At 61.4% G+C, this 19713-nt stretch carries 20 protein-coding genes; 11 read left to right on the top strand and 9 right to left on the bottom strand.

All coding sequences use genetic code 11. The annotated features are described in order from the left end of the window. Positions 1-223: 223 nt before the first annotated feature. From RRH01S_RS20660 to pyrC, 5 genes are all read left to right on the top strand, one after another. Positions 224-1249 carry a sugar ABC transporter substrate-binding protein gene (locus RRH01S_RS20660; RefSeq protein ID WP_007695513.1) on the top strand — a complete coding sequence of 342 codons (1026 nt, stop codon included), beginning with the start codon at positions 224-226 and terminating at the stop codon, positions 1247-1249. Positions 1250-1427: 178 nt separating this feature from the next. Further along, entirely contained in the window at positions 1428-2492 is a 1065-nt protein-coding gene (locus RRH01S_RS20665; RefSeq protein ID WP_007695515.1) for an ABC transporter permease, read from the top strand. After that, positions 2468-3274 carry an ATP-binding cassette domain-containing protein gene (locus RRH01S_RS20670; RefSeq protein ID WP_012650897.1) on the top strand — a complete coding sequence of 269 codons (807 nt, stop codon included), beginning with the start codon at positions 2468-2470 and terminating at the stop codon, positions 3272-3274. Before RRH01S_RS20665 ends, RRH01S_RS20670 begins: the two co-directional genes overlap by 25 nt. Further along, a complete protein-coding gene (locus RRH01S_RS20675; RefSeq protein ID WP_012650898.1) occupies positions 3271-3903 on the top strand; it encodes a nucleoside triphosphate hydrolase in 633 nt (210 codons plus the stop codon). Before RRH01S_RS20670 ends, RRH01S_RS20675 begins: the two co-directional genes overlap by 4 nt. 96 nt (positions 3904-3999) lie before the next feature. Beyond that, complete coding sequence (gene pyrC / locus RRH01S_RS20680) at positions 4000-5040, top strand: dihydroorotase (RefSeq protein WP_007695518.1); 1041 nt, start codon at positions 4000-4002, stop codon at positions 5038-5040. Between the two features lie 12 nt (positions 5041-5052). Here pyrC and RRH01S_RS20685 read toward each other — a convergent pair whose 3' ends face one another. Continuing rightward, positions 5053-5529 (bottom strand): anthrone oxygenase family protein, encoded by a 477-nt coding sequence (locus tag RRH01S_RS20685; RefSeq protein ID WP_034520179.1) that lies wholly within the window; start codon positions 5527-5529, stop codon positions 5053-5055. Positions 5530-5721: 192 nt separating this feature from the next. Here RRH01S_RS20685 and RRH01S_RS20690 point away from each other — a divergent pair, with 192 nt between their 5' ends. Both RRH01S_RS20690 and RRH01S_RS20695 read left to right on the top strand, forming a co-directional pair. After that, complete coding sequence (locus RRH01S_RS20690; RefSeq protein WP_007695520.1) at positions 5722-6420, top strand: orotate phosphoribosyltransferase; 699 nt, start codon at positions 5722-5724, stop codon at positions 6418-6420. 76 nt (positions 6421-6496) lie between these two features. Beyond that, entirely contained in the window at positions 6497-7423 is a 927-nt protein-coding gene (locus RRH01S_RS20695; protein WP_007695521.1) for a carbohydrate kinase family protein, read from the top strand. Between the two features lie 286 nt (positions 7424-7709). Here the strand turns inward: RRH01S_RS20695 and pgi are convergent, their stop codons facing one another. Continuing rightward, entirely contained in the window at positions 7710-9335 is a 1626-nt protein-coding gene (gene pgi, locus RRH01S_RS20700; RefSeq protein WP_034520183.1) for a glucose-6-phosphate isomerase, read from the bottom strand. Between the two features lie 174 nt (positions 9336-9509). Beyond that, positions 9510-11207, bottom strand: a complete 1698-nt coding sequence (locus RRH01S_RS20705; RefSeq protein ID WP_007695523.1) for a long-chain fatty acid--CoA ligase — start codon at positions 11205-11207, stop codon at positions 9510-9512. A gap of 351 nt (positions 11208-11558) precedes the next feature. On the opposite strand from RRH01S_RS20705, the gene RRH01S_RS20710 reads away from it, so the two are divergent. After that, on the top strand, positions 11559-11954 hold the full coding sequence (locus RRH01S_RS20710; RefSeq protein WP_007695525.1) for a PRC-barrel domain-containing protein: 396 nt from the start codon (positions 11559-11561) through the stop codon (positions 11952-11954). A 60-nt stretch (positions 11955-12014) separates the two neighbouring features. Here the strand turns inward: RRH01S_RS20710 and RRH01S_RS20715 are convergent, their stop codons facing one another. Beyond that, a complete protein-coding gene (locus RRH01S_RS20715; RefSeq protein WP_007695526.1) occupies positions 12015-12410 on the bottom strand; it encodes a VOC family protein in 396 nt (131 codons plus the stop codon). A gap of 205 nt (positions 12411-12615) precedes the next feature. Between RRH01S_RS20715 and RRH01S_RS20720 the strand changes: the two genes are divergently transcribed. After that, positions 12616-12999 carry a YciI family protein gene (locus RRH01S_RS20720; protein WP_007695527.1) on the top strand — a complete coding sequence of 128 codons (384 nt, stop codon included), beginning with the start codon at positions 12616-12618 and terminating at the stop codon, positions 12997-12999. Positions 13000-13051: 52 nt separating this feature from the next. Here RRH01S_RS20720 and RRH01S_RS20725 read toward each other — a convergent pair whose 3' ends face one another. From RRH01S_RS20725 to osmF, 4 genes are all read right to left on the bottom strand, one after another. Next, entirely contained in the window at positions 13052-13801 is a 750-nt protein-coding gene (locus tag RRH01S_RS20725) for an ABC transporter permease (RefSeq protein WP_007695528.1), read from the bottom strand. After that, positions 13798-14745, bottom strand: coding sequence for an ABC transporter ATP-binding protein (locus tag RRH01S_RS20730; protein ID WP_007695529.1), 948 nt, complete (start codon positions 14743-14745; stop codon positions 13798-13800). Before RRH01S_RS20730 ends, RRH01S_RS20725 begins: the two co-directional genes overlap by 4 nt. Next, complete coding sequence (locus tag RRH01S_RS20735) at positions 14742-15908, bottom strand: ABC transporter permease (RefSeq protein ID WP_034520187.1); 1167 nt, start codon at positions 15906-15908, stop codon at positions 14742-14744. Before RRH01S_RS20735 ends, RRH01S_RS20730 begins: the two co-directional genes overlap by 4 nt. An 84-nt stretch (positions 15909-15992) precedes the next feature. Then, on the bottom strand, positions 15993-16901 hold the full coding sequence (osmF, locus tag RRH01S_RS20740; RefSeq protein ID WP_007695531.1) for a glycine betaine ABC transporter substrate-binding protein OsmF: 909 nt from the start codon (positions 16899-16901) through the stop codon (positions 15993-15995). Between the two features lie 433 nt (positions 16902-17334). Between osmF and RRH01S_RS20745 the strand changes: the two genes are divergently transcribed. Together RRH01S_RS20745 and RRH01S_RS20750 are read left to right on the top strand one after the other, a co-directional pair. Next, positions 17335-18525 (top strand): LysR family transcriptional regulator, encoded by a 1191-nt coding sequence (locus RRH01S_RS20745; protein ID WP_007695532.1) that lies wholly within the window; start codon positions 17335-17337, stop codon positions 18523-18525. Positions 18526-18699: 174 nt separating this feature from the next. Next, the gene (locus RRH01S_RS20750) at positions 18700-18969 is read left to right on the top strand and encodes a hypothetical protein (RefSeq protein ID WP_007695535.1); all 270 of its coding nucleotides are present in this window, start codon (positions 18700-18702) and stop codon (positions 18967-18969) included. A 99-nt stretch (positions 18970-19068) separates the two neighbouring features. Here RRH01S_RS20750 and RRH01S_RS20755 read toward each other — a convergent pair whose 3' ends face one another. Continuing rightward, positions 19069-19368, bottom strand: coding sequence for a putative quinol monooxygenase (locus RRH01S_RS20755; RefSeq protein ID WP_034520190.1), 300 nt, complete (start codon positions 19366-19368; stop codon positions 19069-19071). Positions 19369-19713: the final 345 nt, after the last annotated feature.

Raw genomic sequence — 19713 nt, forward strand, 5'->3', positions numbered from 1 at the left:
ATTTTTCATCAAAATGCCACATCAGATTAATAATTCAATCGGATTTATTTATTGACAGGGCGAAATCTTTAGGGTCAGATATGTCTCGTCGGGGATGTGCGCATGGCCTTGGAGGCGGTCCAGCGGGAAGAAATCTAAACGGACATGGCACGTCTTGAAGCCGGACTCAGTGCGAGCCGGAGTGGCCGGGGGATCCCGGTTTTTCAAATCTTGGGAGGATTGAATGAAGAAATCTGTTATTTCCGCAGCACTCGCCGCTCTGGCGATCGGCGTCGCTTTTGCCGCGCCGGCCAAGGCTGCCGATGTTTCCGCCTGCCTGATCACCAAAACCGACACCAACCCCTTCTTCGTCAAGATGAAGGAAGGTGCGACCGCCAAGGCCAAGGAACTCGGCGTGACGCTGAAGTCCTATGCCGGCAAGATCGACGGTGACAGCGAAAGCCAGGTTGCCGCTATTGAAAGCTGCATCGCCAGCGGTGCCAAGGGCATTCTGATCACCGCTTCCGACACCAAGGGCATCGTTTCCTCGGTCAAGAAGGCACGCGACGCCGGCCTGCTGGTCATCGCGCTCGACACGCCTCTGGAGCCGGCTGACGCTGCCGACGCGACCTTCGCCACCGACAACCTTCTCGCCGGCAAGCTGATCGGCGAATGGGCCAACAAGACGCTCGGCGACAAGGCCAAGGACGCCAAGATCGGCTTCCTCGACCTGACGCCGTCGCAGCCTTCCGTCGACGTGCTGCGCGACCAGGGCTTCATGATCGGCTTCGGCATCGACCCGAAGGATCCGAACAAGATCGGCGACGAAACCGATCCGCGCATCGTCGGCCATGACGTTACCAACGGCAACGAGGAAGGTGGCCGCAAGGCCATGGAAAACCTCCTGCAGAAGGATTCGAGCATCAACGTCATCCACACGATCAACGAACCGGCCGCTGTCGGCGCCTATCAGGCTCTGAAGGCCGTCGGCTTGGAAAAGCAGGTTCTGATCGTGTCGGTTGACGGCGGTTGCCCGGGCGTCAAGTCTGTCAAGGAAGGCGTGATCGGCGCCACCTCGCAGCAATATCCGCTGATGATGGCAGCCCTCGGCGTCGAGGCGATCAAGAAGTTCGCCGATACCGGCGAAAAGCCGAAGCCGACCGAAGGCAAGTCCTTCTTCGACACCGGCGTCTCGCTGGTGACCGACAAGCCGGTTTCCGGCCTGAAGTCGATCGACACCAAGGAAGGCACGGCAAAGTGCTGGGGCTAAGCCTCATCCTGAATTTGGCATGATCCGACCCGAGAGCCGCTTCACATTTTTCGCTGAAGCGGTCCTTCGGTTCGCGGCCATGCCTTCCTGACATCAACGCCGGCCGGACCTCAGATCCGGCCGGTTTCAACACCCGGCGGTTTCCGCGTATAATTCGGCGCGGCAGCGGAGGAATACAATGACCGGAGCACAGGAATTCGAGCGTGTTCTCGACGGCAGCGACAAGAACGTTGCCTCGTTTGAGCACCAGGATGTCTCTCTTCTCAAACGCATGCAGCATTTCTTGCATTCGACGCCGGCCGCCGTGCCGTTGATCGTATTGGTGATGGCGATCATCATCTTTGGCTTTGCCATCGGCGGGCGCTTCTTCTCCGCCTACACCTTGACGCTGATCCTGCAGCAGATCGCCATCGTCGGCATTCTCGCTGCGGCGCAGACGCTGGTGATCCTGACCGCCGGCATCGATCTGTCGATCGGCGTGATCATGGTGATTTCCTCCGTCGTCATGGGCAATGTCGCCGTCACTTACGGCTTGCCGACGCCGGTCGCCATTATCGCCGGCATGGCTGCGGGCGGCCTTTGTGGATTGCTCAATGGTTTCCTCGTCGCCAACATGAAGCTGCCGCCGTTCATCGTGACGCTCGGCACCTGGAACATCGTCATGGCGACGAATTTCATCTATTCCGCCAATGAAACCATCCGCGACACCGACGTCGATGAAAAGGCGCCGCTCCTGCATCTCTTCGCGGTCAGCTTCCGGCTCGGCGGCGCGGTGCTGACCCTCGGCGTCATCGCCATGGTGCTGCTGGTGGTGGGCCTGTGGTACATTCTCAATCACACCGCCTGGGGCCGGCATGTCTATGCGGTCGGCGATGATCCGGAAGCGGCAAAGCTGTCGGGCATCCAGACCAAGAAGGTGCTGCTTGCCGTCTATGGCGTCTCGGGACTGATCGCGGCCTTCGCCGCCTGGGTTTCGATCGGCCGTAATGGCTCGGTCTCGCCGTCTTCGGCGGTGACGGACTTCAATCTTCAGGCAATTACTGCGACCGTGATCGGCGGCATCTCGCTCTTCGGCGGCCGTGGCTCGATCCTTGGTACGCTCTTCGGCGCCATGATCGTCGGCGTCGTTTCCATGGGCCTCAACATGCTCGGAGCCGATCCGCAGTGGAAGGTCCTCCTGACGGGTGTGCTGATTATCGGCGCCGTCGCGATCGATCAATGGATCAGAAAGGTATCGGCATGACCACGACTGGCGAACCCCTTCTCACCGCGCGTGGCCTCGTCAAGCGCTATGGACGCGTGACCGCGCTCGACAACGCCGATTTCGATCTCTATCCCGGCGAAATCCTAGCCGTCATCGGCGACAACGGCGCCGGAAAATCCTCGCTGATCAAGGCGATTTCCGGCGCGGTCACACCCGATGAAGGTGAGATCAAGCTGGAAGGCAAGGCTGTCCATTTCAGGTCGCCGATGGAAGCGCGCGAGGCCGGTATCGAAACGGTCTACCAGAACCTGGCATTGTCGCCGGCGCTCTCGATTGCGGACAACATGTTCCTCGGTCGCGAGATCCGCAAGCCAGGCGTCCTCGGCTCCGTGTTCCGCATGCTCGATCGGCCGGCAATGGAAAAGCGCGCCCGCGACAAGCTGACCGAACTCGGCCTGATGACCATCCAGAACATCAATCAGGCGGTGGAAACGCTCTCCGGCGGCCAGCGTCAGGGCGTGGCGGTGGCGCGTGCCGCCGCCTTTGGCTCCAAGGTCGTCATCATGGACGAGCCGACGGCGGCCCTCGGTGTCAAGGAAAGCCGCAAGGTGCTGGAGTTGATCCTCGACGTGCGCTCGCGCGGCTTGCCGATCGTGTTGATCTCGCACAATATGCCGCATGTCTTCGAGGTGGCGGATCGTATCCATATCCACCGTCTCGGACGCCGGCTGACCGTGATCAATCCGAAGGAATACACCATGTCCGATGCCGTCGCCTTCATGACCGGCGCCAAGGCGCCGCCGGAGACCGTCGCCGCATGAGTTCCACGCTCGAGGACATCGCCGGCGAGATCATCGCGCGCGCCGGCGATACAAGACGGTTCCTGGTGGCCATCGCAGGCCCGCCCGGCGCCGGCAAATCGACCTTGGCCGATAAGGTGGCCGAAGCACTGAGGGCCAAGGGCGAAAGCGCCGAGGTCCTGCCGATGGACGGTTTCCACATGGACAATGCCGTCCTGATCGAAAAGGGCCTGCTGAAGCGCAAGGGCGTGCCCGAAAGCTTTGACGTGCGCGCCTTTCTCGATATCGTCAAGGCGGTGCGGGCTGCCGATCAGGAGGTGCTGGTGCCGGTTTTCGACCGCTCGCGCGAGCTTGCCATCGCCTCGGCCCGCATCGTCTCGCCCGATCATCGCTTCATCGTCATCGAGGGCAATTACCTGCTTCTCAGCCAGGGCAAATGGGCGGAGCTGGAAGGCATGTTCGACTATTCGATCATGCTCGCGCCCCCCATGGAAGTCCTGGAGCAGCGGCTATGGGATCGCTGGAAGGGCTATGAACTCGACGACGAGGCCGCCCGCGAAAAGGTCTACGGCAACGATCTGCCCAATGGCCGCCTGATCCTGGAAAACCGTCGCCCCGCCGATGCCACCGTCGATATCGTTCAGGACTGAGCCCGGTATCATTTCCGTGGCATAGGCGATTGTTTTGCGATAGCGGTTGGTGCTATCGAAGCGCGACACCATGAGACCATCCAGAGGTTCGCGCCCATGCAAAAGCTCACCATCCGCCGCCCCGACGATTGGCATCTGCACCTGCGCGATGGCGCCATGCTGGAAGGCGTGATCGGCGATACCTCAAGGCATTTCGCCCGCGCCATCATCATGCCGAACCTGGTGCCGCCGGTCGTCACCACGGCCGATGCCACGGCCTATCGCGAGCGCATTCTGAAAGCGTTGCCGGCCGGTGATCGCTTCCAGCCGCTGATGACGCTTTATCTCACCGAGCACACCAATCCCGACGATGTCGAAGAGGGCAAGAAGAGCGGCCTCATCACCGCCGTCAAGCTCTATCCGGCGGGTGCGACGACCAACTCCCACGGCGGCGTGCGCAATCTCGATAAGGCAATGCCGACGCTGGAGCGCATGGCGAAGATCGGCCTGCCGCTTTGCGTCCATGGCGAAGTGACGACGCCGGAGGTGGATATTTTCGACCGCGAGGCCGTCTTTATCGAAACCGTGCTCGACCCGCTGCGCCAGCGCCTGCCGGAGCTGAAGGTCACCATGGAACATGTGACGACCTCTGATGGCATCGACTATATCAAGTCGGCCAAGGCCAATCTCGCCGGCTCAATTACCACCCATCACCTGATCATCAACCGCAACGCCATCCTCGTTGGCGGTATCCGGCCGCATTATTACTGCCTGCCGGTCGCCAAGCGCGAAAGCCATCGCCTGGCACTACGCGCGGCTGCGACGAGCGGCGACAGCAGGTTCTTTCTCGGTACGGATTCCGCCCCGCATGTCGATCCGCTGAAGGAATGCGCCTGCGGCTGCGCCGGCATCTATACCTCGATCAATACGATGAGCTGCCTGGCGCACGTCTTCGAACAGGACGGCGCGCTGGACAAGCTCGAGGCTTTCGCCTCGCTGAACGGCCCGGCCTGGTACGGGCTGGCGCCCAACGAGGAGCGGATCACGCTCATCCGCCGCGTGGAATCAGTGACCTTCCCCGAAAAGATCGAAACCGGAGCAGGCACCGTTACAGTGTTCGATCCGATGTTCCCGCTGCATTGGGACGTCGAAGGCTAAGCCTGCGACCCTCTAAAAGAGAGCCCGCACGAAGGCGCAGGACGCCAGCAGAGAGGCTGCCGTCCGCAGATGGTTCCATCTCGTCCAATCGCTGAGATAGGTTGCCCATAGCTCGGCTGCTTCAGCTGTGCGGCCATCGACCTTGTCCAGCGCGTCGTTTAGCGGGACATTGAAGACAATCGTCGAGACAAACGTGGTGACGATATAGAGCGCGGCGCCGGCAAGCATCAGGATGCTGACACCGCCTCGCCAATGCACGATCGCCATCACGGCGATGAACACCGAAAAAGCGAGGGTCAGCAGAAACACGACCATGAAGGGCGAGCGCAGGATCGTCGTGTTGATCGACTGCATGGCGGCGATACCCTGTTCGGCGGGGAGCCGGGCGAAGGCCTGCATGATGAAGGTCGAGAACGCAAAGAAAATACCGGCGATGAGGCCACTGCCGAGCGCAGCCGCGATAAGAGCGATATTCGTGATCGGCACCATGAAGCTCCTCCTCTTCAAAATGTGATGATTCTCTTATACCTGCGACCCACGTTTCGGAGAAGCCAGTGGCGGCGTAGCCGGGGATAAGGCCGCTGCCGAGAACGAACGCGTGCAAATCCCCCGAAGCTTCTGGAAACCGCCGCCGCTAGCTGCTATTGCCGCAGGGACGTCCCAGGAGCCAAGGAGACCCGCATGACCCAGATGACATTTTCCGACCGCGCCGTGATGGCCGAACTGGTGGCGAAGATGCTTTGGGAGATCAAGGCGGTGCACTTCAGCGCCGATAAGCCCTATAAGCTCGCTTCGGGCATGGCGAGCCCAGTCTATATCGATTGCCGCAAGCTCATTTCCTATCCGCGCGTCCGCTCGACGGTGATGGACTTCGCCGCCAGCCTCATTATGCGCGATGCCGGTTTCGAGCAGTTCGATTGCGTTGCCGGTGGCGAAACAGCAGGCATCCCCTTTGCCGCATTCCTCGCCGAGCGCCTGAACCTGCCGATGATCTATGTCCGCAAACAGCCGAAGGGCCATGGCCGCAATTCCCAGATCGAAGGCCATATGCCGGATGGTGCGCGCGTGCTGGTCATCGAGGACCTGACGACGGCCGGCGGCAGCATGTTCACCTTCATCGATGCCATCCGCGCTGCCGGCGGCATCGTCGATCACGGCATGGCGCTGTTTTACTACGGCATCTTCCCCGAGGCCGAGGCACGGTTTGCAAACGGCAAGGTTCGCCTGCACCATATCGCCACCTGGCGCAACGTGCTCGCCGTCGCCAAGGAACAGAAGCTGTTCGACGACAAGACGCTCGAGGAAGTGGAAGCTTTCCTCAATGCACCACTCGCCTGGTCCGGCCGCAACGGCGGCGTGGCGGAACTGGCAACAAAGTGACACTTTGCTTTTGCCAAGAATTTATCTAATCGATTTACGGAACTAGACCGATAGACGCGCTCTCCAGGAGGCCGGAATGATATTGTGCTGTGGCGAAGCTTTGATCGACATGTTGCCGCGGGAGACGACGCTGGGTGAAAAAGCCTTTGCGCCCTATGCCGGCGGCGCGATCTTCAACACCGCGATTGCGCTTGGCCGTCTCGGCGTGCCGACCGGTTTCTTCACCGGCATTGCCGACGACATGATGGGCGAGATCCTGCGGGAGACGCTTGGCGCCGCCAAGGTGGACTATAGCTATTGCGCCATCGCTCCCCGTCCGAGCACGATCGCTTTCGTCAAGCTGGTCAACGGCCAGGCGACCTATGCCTTCTACGACGAAGGCTCCGCCGGCCGGATGATCACCGAGGCCGATCTGCCGACGCTGGGCGATGATTGCGAGGCCCTGCATTTCGGCGCCATCAGCCTGATCCCCGATCCGTGCGGCGCGACCTATGAGGCGCTGATGAAGCGCGAATATCAAAGCCGGGTGATCTCGCTCGATCCGAACATCCGTCCCGGCTTCATCAAGGACAAGCAGGCGCATATGGGTCGCATTAGCCGCATGGCCGCCATGTCCGATATCCTGAAATTCTCCGATGAAGACCTGGAATGGTTCGGCATTGCCGGAAACCATGATGAACTCGCCGCTCATTGGCTGAACCAGGGCGCCAAGCTGGTGGTCGTCACCAAGGGCGCCGAGGGGGCGACAGGCTACACCAAGTCGCTAAAGGTCTCGGTTCCGAGCGAACGCGTTACCGTGGTCGACACGGTCGGCGCCGGCGATACCTTCGATGCTGGTATCCTCGCTTCGCTGAAGATGAATAATCTGCTGACCAAGGCGCAGGTCGCCACGCTGGACGAGAAAGCGTTGCGGGATGCGCTGGCGCTTGGCGCCAAGGCAGCGGCTGTGACGGTTTCCCGTGCGGGCGCCAATCCGCCTTGGGCGAGTGAGATTGGGCTTTAATCTTTCATCGACTTTGAAAGCTTGGAGGGGTCGTACCCCCCTCTGTCACTTCGTGACATCTCCCCCACAAGGGGGGAGATCGTTGGGAGTTTGCGGCATCCCCTTTAGGCGCCATAAGCTCAGTCTCAACAGATGCGATATTTGTTTGGTTCGAGAGCGCGCCACGCAGTACCGATCTCCCCCCTTGTGGGGGAGATGTCAGCGAAGCTGACAGAGGGGGGCAGCACTCTCCGCATACTCAGGCGGTGAGATGGAGCAGAACTATATCCGCCCCATCGCCCAAACCTTACTTCTCCAGCTTCGACAGCGCGGCGACCAATCCCTGCGTTGAGGAATCGTGACCGGCAGCGCTTTCCTTGCCTTCGACGACCGGCAGCAGGCCGGTTGCCAGCTCCTTGCCGAGTTCGACACCCCACTGGTCGAAAGAGTTGATGCGGAAGAGCACGCCTTCGACGAAGACGCGGTGTTCATAGAGCGCGATCAGGCGACCGAGGGCAAATGGCGTCAGCTTGTCGTAGACGAAGGTGATCGACGGGCGGTTGCCGGTGAAGACGCGGTGCGGCGCGATAAAGTCGGCCTTCTTGTCGTCCATACCCTTGGAGGTGAGCTGGGCCTTGGCTTCCTCGAAGGTGCGGCCCTTCATCAGCGCTTCCGACTGTGCCAGGCAGTTGGCGATCAGCAGCTCGTGCTGGTGACGCAGGTCCGGTTCGAAACCGTTGGCGGCGATCATGAATTCGGCCGGGATGATGCTCGTGCCCTGGTGGATGAGCTGGTAGAAGGCGTGCTGGCCGTTGGTGCCGGGCTCGCCCCAGACGACCGGGCCGGAATTGCCCTCGACCGGCGTGCCGTCGATGGTGACGCCCTTACCGTTCGATTCCATGTCGAGTTGCTGCAGATAGGCCGGGAAGCGCGACAGGCGCTGGTCGTAGGGCAGGATGGCGCGCGTCGTATAGCCGAGGACGTTGCGATGGTAGAAGCCGATGAGGCCGAGCAGCATCGGCAGGTTTTCCTTAAACGGCGCCTTGCGGAAATGGTTGTCCATCGCATGCGCGCCGTCGAGGAACTTGCCGAAGTTCTCCGGACCGACGGCGATCATCAGCGGCAGGCCGATGGCCGACCAGATCGAGTAGCGGCCGCCGACCCAATCCCAGAAGCCGAAGACGCGCGCGCTGTCGATGCCGAAGGCGGCGACCTTGTCGAGCGCCGTCGAAACGGCGGCAAAGTGATGCTGAACGGCAGCTTCGCCGAGCGCCTTGGCGATAAAGTTGCGCGCCGTCTGGGCGTTGGTCATCGTCTCGATGGTGGTGAAGGTCTTGGACGCGATGATGAACAGCGTCGTTTCCGGCGAGACCAGCTTGAGGATATCGGCGATATGGGCGCCGTCGATATTGGAGACGAAATGCGAGCGCGGGCCGTCATGGAAAGGCGCGAGCGCCAGTGTTGCCATGACCGGGCCGAGATCGGAGCCGCCAATGCCGATGTTGATGACGTCGGTGATCGGCTTGCCGGTGGCGCCCTTCAGCGTGCCGGAGCGAATGCCGTCGGCGAATTTGCCCATGGCGGCGAGCACGCCGTTGACATCCGGCATGACGTCCTTGCCATCGACGAGCACCGGGGTGTTGGAGCGGTTACGCAGGGCCGTGTGCAGAACGGCGCGGTCTTCGGTGAAGTTGATGGCAACGCCGGAGAACATCTCCTCGCGCTTGGCCGCGACGCCGCCGTCGGTCGCGAGCTTTTCGAGAAGCGTCAGGATCTCGTCGTTCACCGCGGTCTTCGAATAGTCCATCAGCAGGTCGTCGAACGAGGCGCTGAAGCGGGAGAAGCGTTTGGGGTCGGCGGCGAAGGCGGCGCGGATATCGGTGGCCTTGCTGGCCGCTGCGGTGCTCTTCAGTTGGTCGACGAGGGCGTTCATGGGGGCTCCTTGCGGTTCGCGCCGCTTGCCGTCTGAGGAGGGCAGGGCACTCTGGTGTTTGGTCGCGGAAACTATTCTTTATCTAGGGCGTAAATCAAGTTCACCTATCCGGCAAAACGAAAAAAGCCGCTCGCGGATGAAGGCGAACGGCTTTCCGAATGACATGAAATTATGTCAGCCGCGCAATTCCTTGCGCAGGATCTTGCCGACATTCGATTTCGGCAGTTCGGTGCGGAATTCAATGAAGCGCGGCCGCTTGTAGTTGGTGAGGTTGGCGGCGCAATGCGCCTTGACGTCGGCCTCGGTCAGCGCCGGGTCCTTCTTGACGACGAAGAGCTTGACGGCCTCGCCGGAATGCTCGTCCGGCACGCCGACCGCCGCTGCTTCTAGGATGCCCGGATGCATGGCGGCGACTTCCTCGATCTCGTTCGGATAGACGTTGAAGCCCGAGACCAGGATCATATCCTTCTTGCGGTCGACGATCTTGGTATAGCCGCGTTCATTCATGAAGCCCATGTCGCCGCTCCGGAAGAAGCCGTCCGGCGTCATTACCCTCGCGGTCTCAGCCGGCTGCTTCCAATAGCCGGCCATGACCTGCGGTCCCCGAATGCAGATTTCGCCGACCTCGCCGGGCGGCAGGGAATTGCCATTCTCGTCGCGAATGTCGAAATCGGTGCCGCTGAGCGGCAGGCCGATCGTGCCGGTAAAGTCCGAGCTGTCGAAGCGGTTGGCGCTGGCGACCGGCGATGTCTCCGAGAGGCCGTAGCCCTCGGTAATCCAGGCGCCCGTCATCTTCTGCCAGCGCTCGGCCACCGGCCGCTGCACCGCCATGCCACCCGCCAGCGTCCCGGTCTGTGACAGGTCGAGCTTGGGGAATTCCGGATTGTTCATCAGCGCGTTGAACAGCGTGTTGAGGCCGGGGAACATGTCGAACTTGTATTTGCCGAGCTCCTTGATGAAGGCCGGAATGTCGCGCGGATTGGCGATCAGCACATTATGCGCGCCGATCGATACGCCCATCAGCGAGTTCACCGTCAGCGCGAAGATATGGTAGAGCGGCAGCGCGCAGACGAAGTTCAACTGCTCGGGCCGCTTCTTGGCAATGTAGGCGGTCGCCAGCCAAAGCTGCAATTGCAGTTGGTTGGCAAGCAGATTGGCGTGAGTGAGGATCGCGCCCTTGGCCACGCCGGTCGTGCCGCCGGTATATTGCAGGAAGGCGATATCGCTGTGCGTGAGTTCGGCCGGCTTCAGCGACAGTCGTGCGCCTGCTGCAAGCACGGCCGCAAAGCTATGATGGCCGGGGATGGACCAGGCTGGCACCAGCTTCTTCACCTTGCGCACGATGAAATTGACGATATGGCCCTTCAGCCCCAGCATGTCGCCGAGCGCGGTGACGACGACGTGGCGCACATCCGTATGCGTCAACACCTGCTCGACCGTGTGTGCGAAGTTTTCCAGCACAAAGATCGCCTTGGCGCCGCAATCGCGCAACTGGTGTTCGAGTTCGCGCGGCGTGTAGAGCGGATTGACGTTGACCACGACGAAGCCGGCGCGGAGGATGCCGTAGACGGCGATCGGGTTCTGCAGCACGTTCGGCATCATGACGGCGACGCGATCGCCCTTTTGCAGGCCGAGGCTTTGCAGCCAGGCACCGATCTTGCGCGTTTGAATGTCGAGATCGCGATAGGTGATCGACTTGCCCATGCTGGTGAAGGCCGGCCGGTCGGCATAGCGCGCGCAGCTTTCCTCCAGAAGTTCGGCGAGCGATGCATGCTCCAGTGGCGGCAAATCGGCCGGCACCATGTCGGGATAGGAGGTGAGCCAAATCTTGTTGACCACCGGTCCATCCGAAGGAGCGGAAACTGAATTCATGCGTACTTCCTCCCTGACGCATCCAACGCCCCACCGTCGGCGAACGGCGGCTTTCTAGCGTGTCACTGTCCGGCTGAAAAGTCTCCCGCTTTTCTCACCGTCACAGCCTTTCCTCTCACCCATAGGCTGAGAGCGACAACAAAAGTTATACTAACTTTGACGTAAACGTCAACAATCGCGAGGCGTTAATCCTTTTTTCACAATTTTTAAAAAAGGACTGGAACTTTTGCGGGAAGAGCGCGTTAATGGGCCGTGGGCGAAAACCCATCGGAGCATCGTGTCGCCTTGAAAAAAGGGCGGCGGATCGGACGCTCCAACATATGTGAAGCGTATCCAAAGGGAGGTGCGCGCATGCATAAAGAGAGTGCCGATACCATGAGCCGTGACCTCTACGTCAAGGATATGTCGATGCTGGTCGCCTGCGACCGGGTCGAGGGGTCCAAGGTGTTCGGTTCGGATGGCAAGCAGATCGGTCATATCGAGCGCCTGATGCTGGAAAAAAGCGATGGACGTATCGCGTTCATCATCTTGAGCTTCGGCGGCTTCTTCGGCATTGGTCAGGAACACTACCGGCTGCCGTGGGAAAAGCTGCGCTACGATGCCTATATCGATGGTTATCGCATTAACATGACCAAAAGCGACGTCGAGAAAGCCTGCCGTTTCCTGGGCAAGGACGATATCCTCGCCCACAAGGATCACGGCCATAAGAGCCACGACTATTTCGGCGTGCCGCCCTACTGGATGTAGGCTTCGAGATAGTCAGCCCGGACAGGCCCTGCTTGCGCGGGTTTTTTGGTATGTCTGGCCCTATTGAAATCGCCCGTGCCTTTGCACCACTTCGATCTTGTAACCATCGGGATCGGTGACGAAGAAGAACAGGCCGAAGAGTTTTCCATCGCGATTGAGTTCGGTGATCTTGCCGGGGTTTAGCCCAAGCGAGGAAAATAGGGCATGTTCGTCCCGCAGCTCGTCGACGGAAACGGCGAGATGGCCATAGCCCTCACCGAGCGGGTAGGGTTCGACCCGGCCTTGATTGACTGTCAGCTCCAGCTCGAAGCCGGTCTCGGCATTGCTCAGATAGATAAGCGTGAATGTCGGGAAGACGATGCGGTCGACGACCGCGAGCCCGAAGGCCTTGCCATAGAAATCGATCGAGCGCGCCTCGTCGAGAACACGGATCATCGAATGGATCATCTTGGCCATCGGCACCTCCATTGGTCATCTGAATATCGCACTAAAGCCAATGCCATCCGTTGTCGGGCAAGGCAAGCAGTGAGCCCATCGTATATCGTCATTCGAAAAGTCACTTCAGGGCTTCTGAATCTCGATTCATCTGCGTAGACTTCCGGGTATCTTGGCAACCGGCCCAACCGGCGGGCGTCGACGGAGGTTCCTGGGGAGGAAATCCATGTACTACGCAATCCTGGCCTATCATGAAGAAGGCGTTGTCGAATCCTGGAGCAAGGAGGAGGATGCGGCACTCATGACCGAACTGCTGGAGGTCAATGACCGCCTGGTGGCGGAGAAGTCGCTCGGACCGGCGGCACGCCTCGGTCCGCCCCAGGGTGCGGTCACCTTGCGAGGGAAGGGGGCGGGGCTGGTCATTGACGGCCCGTTCGCGGAAACCAAGGAGCAATTGCTGGGATTCTACGTGGTTGATTTTCCAACGCTCGATGCCGCGGTCGCGGCGGCGCGCGACTTGCGCCGCGTCAATCCGACCGCCGTCTATGAAATCAGGCCGATCTCGCTTTATCTGCCTGGAGCGACGCTGAGTTCGGGAGAGGGCGGTTAACAAGGCTCTGCGTATCGTCAGCCGCCGCGCGAAACGCCAATCGCCATTGCCTTTACTGCCCCTGCACACCGATCTTCCGCGTCACGGTATGCTCGATCAATTCCATGCCATCATAGATCAGCACCGCCATTAGACCGACGATCAGGCCGCCCTGCAGGATGAAGGCGGTGTTGTCGTTGATCAGGCCGGCGATGATGACTTCGCCCAGCCCCTTGGCAGCGACGGTCGAGCCGATTGTTGCGGTGCCGATATTGATGACGGTGGCGATCTTCAATCCTTCGATGATCAGCGGCAGGGCGAGCGGCAGCTCGACGCGAAACAGCCGCTGCCAACCGTTCATGCCCATGCCATCGGCGGCGTCGAGGACGGTGGCGGGCACCTGCTGCAGGCCGGCGACGGTATTCTCGAAGATCGGCAGCAACGCGTAGAGGAACAGCGCGATCAGCGTCGGCACCGCGCCAAAGCCGGTGGTGGAGATGGCAAGCGCCAGCACGGCGACGGGCGGAAAGGTTTGGCCGGCATTGGCGATCGCCCGCGACAGTGGCAGGAAGTCGGCGCCGCTCTTGCGAGTGACGAAGATGCCGCCGAGCACGGCGAGGATGCCGCTGGCCGCAATCGAGATCAGGATCAGCTCCATATGGCTGAGGGCGAGGGACGGCAGGCTGTTCTGCGTGTAGATCGGCGACGCGCCGAATTTGGTGAGCGGCGCCAGGATCGGGATCAGCCATTCCGGCCGAAACAGCAGGACCAGAAGCAGCGCCAGCGCCAGAAGGCGGAAGAGGTTGGTGGCGAGGAACCTCATGCCTTGCGACCCAGCTCGATCAGATGTTGCATCGAGATCGAGCCGACCAGCACCTTGCTGTCATCCTCGACGGCTGCCTCGTCGGCACCTTGCCAAATCATCTCAGCCAGCGCGTCGCGCAGGTTGAGCGTTTGCGGCAGGCTATAGCCGAGGCCGGGCCGTGGCGGCTGCATGCTTCCTTTCAGCGGCAGCAGCGACATCAGCTTCAGCGCCCGGTCGGAGGTGCCGGTCAATTGCTGCACGAAGGGATCGGCCGGCTCCGTCAGGATCTTTTCCGGCTCCGAACATTGCAAAAGCTTGCCGTTGCTCATGACCGCGATCTGGTCGCCGAGATGGAAGGCTTCGTCCATGTCGTGGGTGACGAGGATAACGGTCGTGCCGAACTGCTTCTGGATCGCCAGCAGATCGTCCTGCGCCTTGCCGCGGATCACCGGATCGAGCGCGCCGAAAGGCTCGTCCATCAGCAGCAGTTCCGGTTCGGCCGCAAGCGCACGGGCGACGCCGACGCGCTGTTGCTGGCCGCCGGAGAGCTGGCTCGGATATTTGGCGGCGAAGATGCCGGGGTCGAGATGGAAGAGATTGAGCAGTTCCTCGACGCGGCCATTGATCCGCGCCCTGTCCCAACCGAGCAGCTCGGGGACGGTGGCGATATTCTGCGCCACCGTGCGATGCGGAAATAGCCCGTGGCCCTGAATGGCGTAGCCGATACGGCGGCGAAGCTCGGTCGCGGGCACGTCCATCACATCCTGGCCGCCGACGGAGATATGGCCGTCAGAGATCGGCACCAGCCTGTTGATCATCCGCATCAGCGTCGATTTGCCGGAGCCGGAGGTGCCGACGATGACGGTGATCGTGCCCTTTTCCATGCTCATGCTGACATTGTCGACCACGGTGGCGTTGCCGTAGCGCTTGGTCACGCCCTTAAGCTCGATCATGGCGGTCATGCGCGTTGTCCCCGGATGCTGTCGATGACCGCATCGAGGATGACGGCCGATGAGAAGGCGAGAAAGACCGTCGGCACGGCGCCGAGCAGCACGAGGTCATTGGCCGTCTGACCGATGCCCTGGAAGATGAAGATGCCGAAGCCGCCGCCGCCGATCAGCGCCGCGACGGTGACGAGACCGATCGCCTGCACCAGCACGATGCGGATGCCAGTGAGGATGACAGGAAAGGCGAGCGGCAGGTCGATACGGGTGAGAATCTGGCGACGCGTCAGTCCCATGCCGGCGGCGGCGTCGCGCACCGAGGGATCGACGCCGGCAAGGCCGACGACGGTATTGGCGACGATCGGCAGCAGCGAATAGATCACCAGCGCCACCAGCGCCGGCGCGGTGCCAATGCCCTTCACGCCGATGGTGGCGGCAAAGGGGACATGGGCGGCGATATAGCCGAGCGGCAGCATCAGAATGCCGAACAGCGCCAGGCTGGGAATGGTTTGCACAAGGCTGAGAGCCCGCAGCGCGACGGCGCGAAGCCTCGGCTGCCAATAGCAGAAGATGCCAAGCGGCAGGGCGAGGATAATGGCGATGGCGACGGAGCCGAGCGCCAGGAAGACATGACCCAGCCCCTCGTTCCAGAACTTGTCGGTATTGTTGGCATATTCCTTCATGATCGACAGATTGTCGAGCAGTCCGGATTTGAAGATGACGCCGAGGAGCGCCGCATAGAGGGCAAGCGACCCGACGCGGAGCCATGGCGACAGCCGCAGCTTCACCAGCGCATCCGAGATCACCAGGCCGATGACGGCGAGCAGCACCCAGAAGGCGCCGCCCGGCGTAATGCGCGCCACGGTGCTGCCAGCGGGCGTCGCCGCCGTCGAGACGAGGCCAAGCGTGATGATGAGGAAGGCGATGGTCAGTGTGGCGATGCCGAGGCGGGCAAGCTGGTTGCGCAGGAAAAGCGCGGCGAGGGCGGTGGCGACGAGAAGGGCCAGGAGCGCCAATGCGCTCGGCTGGGCGAGGAGCTGTACCAGCAATTGCGGCTTGCCGGCGGCGATACGGTTCGCCTTGACGATGATGAACGGCATCAAGGTCGCGGCCAGCGCGCCACCGGCCACCAATACAACTCCGAGACGGTCCACCCTGCGGGCCGCGAGCGCATCTTCCATCAGGCAAGCTCCGTCGCAAGTCACAAAAAGAACTGCGGCTCCACTCTATCAAAGCGGAGCCGCCTGGGTAGTCTGCGTAAGCTCTTACTTCAGGAAGCCACCGTCCTTGAGGTAGGATTCGGCAACCGCTTTGGCCGGCTCGCCATCCACCTGGATGCGGCCGTTGAGCTTGCGCAGCACGTCGGCGGTCAGGCCCTTGAAGATCGGGGCGAGAACCTCCTCGATCTTCGGATTAGCCTTCAAGACGGCTTCGCGGACGATCGGCGTCGGTGCGTAGACCGGCTGCACGCTCTTGTCGTCTTCGAGAACCGTCAGCTCGGCCGCCTCGATCGCGCCGTCGGTGCCGTAGACCATGGCGGTGTTGACGCCGTTGGTCTGGTCGGCCGCCGCCTTGATCGTCGCCGCCGTGTCGCCGCCGGAGAGAACGACTTCCTGGTCCGGCTTGATCTGGAAGCTATAGGTCGTCTGGAAGGCCGGGAGCGCTGCCGGCGAGTTGACGAACTCGGAGGAGGCCGCAAGCTTGACGGGACCGCCGCCGGCAACCCACTTGCCGAAATCGGACATGGTCTTGAGCTTGGCCGGGCCGGCAACGTCGTTGCGAACGGCAATCGCCCAGGTGTTGTTGGCGGGCGATGGCGTCAGCCAGACGATCTTGTTGGCGTCATAGTCCAGCTTCTTGGCGAGATCGTAGCCCTTTTGCAGGTCCTTCCAGGCGGCATCGTCGGCCTTGTTGAAGAAGAAGCCGGCATTGCCGGTATATTCGGCATAGATGTCGATCTCGCCGGCGGTGATCGCCTTGCGTACGACCGGCGTGGTGCCGAGCGCGATGCGGTCCTGCGCCTTGATGCCATTGGCATTGAGTGCTGCCAGGATGATGTTGCCGAGCAGCGTGCCTTCCGTGTCGATCTTCGACGAGACCACGACGTCGGCGGCGCTGGCGCCACTGGCAAGGAGAGCCGCGAGCGTGGCGGCGAGTGCGAGCTTCTTGAACATGATGCTTCCCTTTGTACCCCGTTGAACCATTATTGCGCGCATCCGCTCGGTCTCAGGGCCGGTCTCGGACACGCAATCTGTAGCTGCGGGCCGAAGAACCGCAGGCGAAGTCCTATCTGCGTTCGGGAAATAGCGCTCGCCATCGAAAAATCGATGCCACGCCAGTCCTCCACCTGCAGTCGCGGCGCGATTATGACGAGGGTGCTCGGCATAAGCGCGAAAATTGATTTCTTTTTTCGGGGGTAAGCGCGTTTGTTTTTGTTCCCCTTACCCGTTTGACGCTGTTCCGATCTCCTTTTGATTGTGGGACCGGTTGGACAACTCGCCGACGATAGCCGCTACCCCCTAGCTTTGGGATATCTTTTTTTAAGAACACATCATATCGTCGTGCCATCTTGATCGTGCACATGGGCCGGTCTGAAAGGAGTGCGGCTTGTATCTCGGGGCATTGTTCATCGCCGACACGGTCTTCTCGATCGGCTCGGTCCGGGAGACTGCCCGCCGGCTGTCCCTTTCGGCCTCGACCGTATCGGGGGCGCTCAGGCGGCTGGAGACGGATCTGGCGATAAAACTCGTCGAGCGTGCCTCCGGAGAGCTTGCCACCTTGCTCGCCAGCGCGAAGGTGAAGAAGGGGTTGCAGCCGATCCTTGCCGGCATGCGGGCGCTCTCGGCCCTGACGAAGGAGCCGCCGACGCCGGAGGACTATGCCCAATGGGCCGCCCGCCTGCCGCTGAAGATCGCCACTATCGAGCGTTTCCTCGAAGTCGCCGATCAGGGCAGTATCAATCGCGCCGCCCGCCGCCTGCGCCTCGGTCAGCCTCAGCTGTCATTGCAGATCGCCAATTTGGAAGATCTGTTCGGCTGCCGTCTGTTCGAGCGGCAGGCACAGGGCTCGATGCTGACGGAGGCGGGCCGCGAGGTCCAAGCCATTCTCGCCGGTATTGCCGAGGCCTGGGACGAGATGAAGGCGACCTCGGACGAGCGGTTCCAGCGGGTGGCGCGCGCCGTTCGCATCGGCTCGATCATCCCGACCGGCTCGGAAAGCTGGGTGGCCCGCTCGCTTGCCAGCCTTGTGGCGCGCTGGAACAGCAGCGGCAATCGCAACATGCTGTCCCTGATGCTGATGACCGCCGACGACCTGCGCGAGGCGCTGAGATCCGGCCGCATCGATGTCGCCATCGTCGATTCCGTCTTCGGCCTCGACGCTTTCGATCATATGGAACTGCTGGCGACCGATATGGTGGCGATCGCGCCGCCCGGCAGCACGGAACGGACGGTGGCGGCGCTGGTGGACAATCATCCGCTCTGCGTGCCGAGCCCGCGCACCGGCATCGGCAACGCGGCCATGGCGTTTGGCTATGACAGCGGCGACCGCCGCCGGTTTCGCGGCCGCGACATCACCTCGGCCGACTCGCTGCCCGTCATCGTCGATCTCGTTGCTAATCACGGCTACGTGTCCTTCCTCGGCCGCGTCAGTGCCATGCCGATCGCCGACAAGGTCCGCATCGTCGATCCGGATGAGGTGCTGCCGCTGTCCTATTACCTTGCCCATAACGGCCGAAAGGCCTCGATCGATGCCTGCCGGCTGATCCGGCAAGCGGTGCGGGAACTGGTAGCGGAATGAAATCTGCCCGATGCTCTTTAAATGGCATCGCCATCCGGCTGCCCCGTTGGTGATCTGGAACCATGCCTTCGCCTCAAGCGTTATTCTTCTGCCCGCGTGAATGCGGGAAATGATGCAATCCTCGGGCCGGCGCGGTGTCGCCGGCCTGGCGGCTTGCGTTTGAGGAGACGTGTCATGAGGATTATCGCAACGGCGCTGCTGGCGCTGGGTATCCTCGCTCTGCCGGTGACCAATGCCGACGCGCATCGCCGCCATTATCATCACTGGCATCATCGCCACGGCCCCAGCGTGATGATCGCGCCCGGCTTCTTCGGCGTCTATGTCGGCCCGAGCTATGGTCATCGCTATTATTACCGCGACCGCTACTGGCGCGGCGATGACTGGGAATACCGTCGTTGGCACCGCCACTATTGGCGCGATCGCTATTACGACCCGTGGGATTGATTGCGCGGGCGGATCGCCGGCGCAGCGAGCGGGAAGGATGATATGAAAAACGGCGCCGGAGGGCGCCGTTGAGGTGTGATTGTTCGCTGAGATCGGCGATCAGGCCGGGTTCAGCACATGCACCGCGCGCGCGGCCATCAGGTCCTTCACCTTCTCGCCATAGGCAGCCATATGCGCCGCAGCCGCATGCGCCTTCAGCGCCGCCAGGCTTTCCCATTTTTCAACGACGACGAAGGTGTCCGGCCCAAAAGCCGGATCGGCACCCTCAACATCCACCACCGCGGTATACTCGATGCAGCCGTCTTCGGCATGCACGGCCGGAACATTCGCCTGAAAGGCTTCGAGCACTTCGGCGCGCTTGCCGGGCTTGGCGGTGAGGATGGCGAGAACGTGGATCATGGTGTTTCCCTTGGATGAATTGGGTGATGCTGGCGCAATAATAATGCCAGATGGGGCCGACTCCGCGACCGATTTTGAGGAATATCATAAAATAGCAGAAGCCGAGCACCCGGCTTCATTTTTGCGGAGCGGGATTCCGGCGAGAGGTTACCGCGAACCATCTGTTATGATTCAATCGACTACCTCACGATATTGCCTATCCAGACCAAAGGGCGCACTCTCTCCTGATAGTCGGGGGACATAATGCGATTTTGGGCTATCGTCTTTGCGGCGTGGCTTTTGCTCGCGCCAATTCATTCTTGGTCGCAGAATACACCATGCAGTGGTAGCAAAGGCGGTATCGAG

This window comes from Rhizobium rhizogenes NBRC 13257 (assembly GCF_000696095.1).
In the GTDB taxonomy this organism is placed as follows: domain Bacteria; phylum Pseudomonadota; class Alphaproteobacteria; order Rhizobiales; family Rhizobiaceae; genus Rhizobium; species Rhizobium rhizogenes.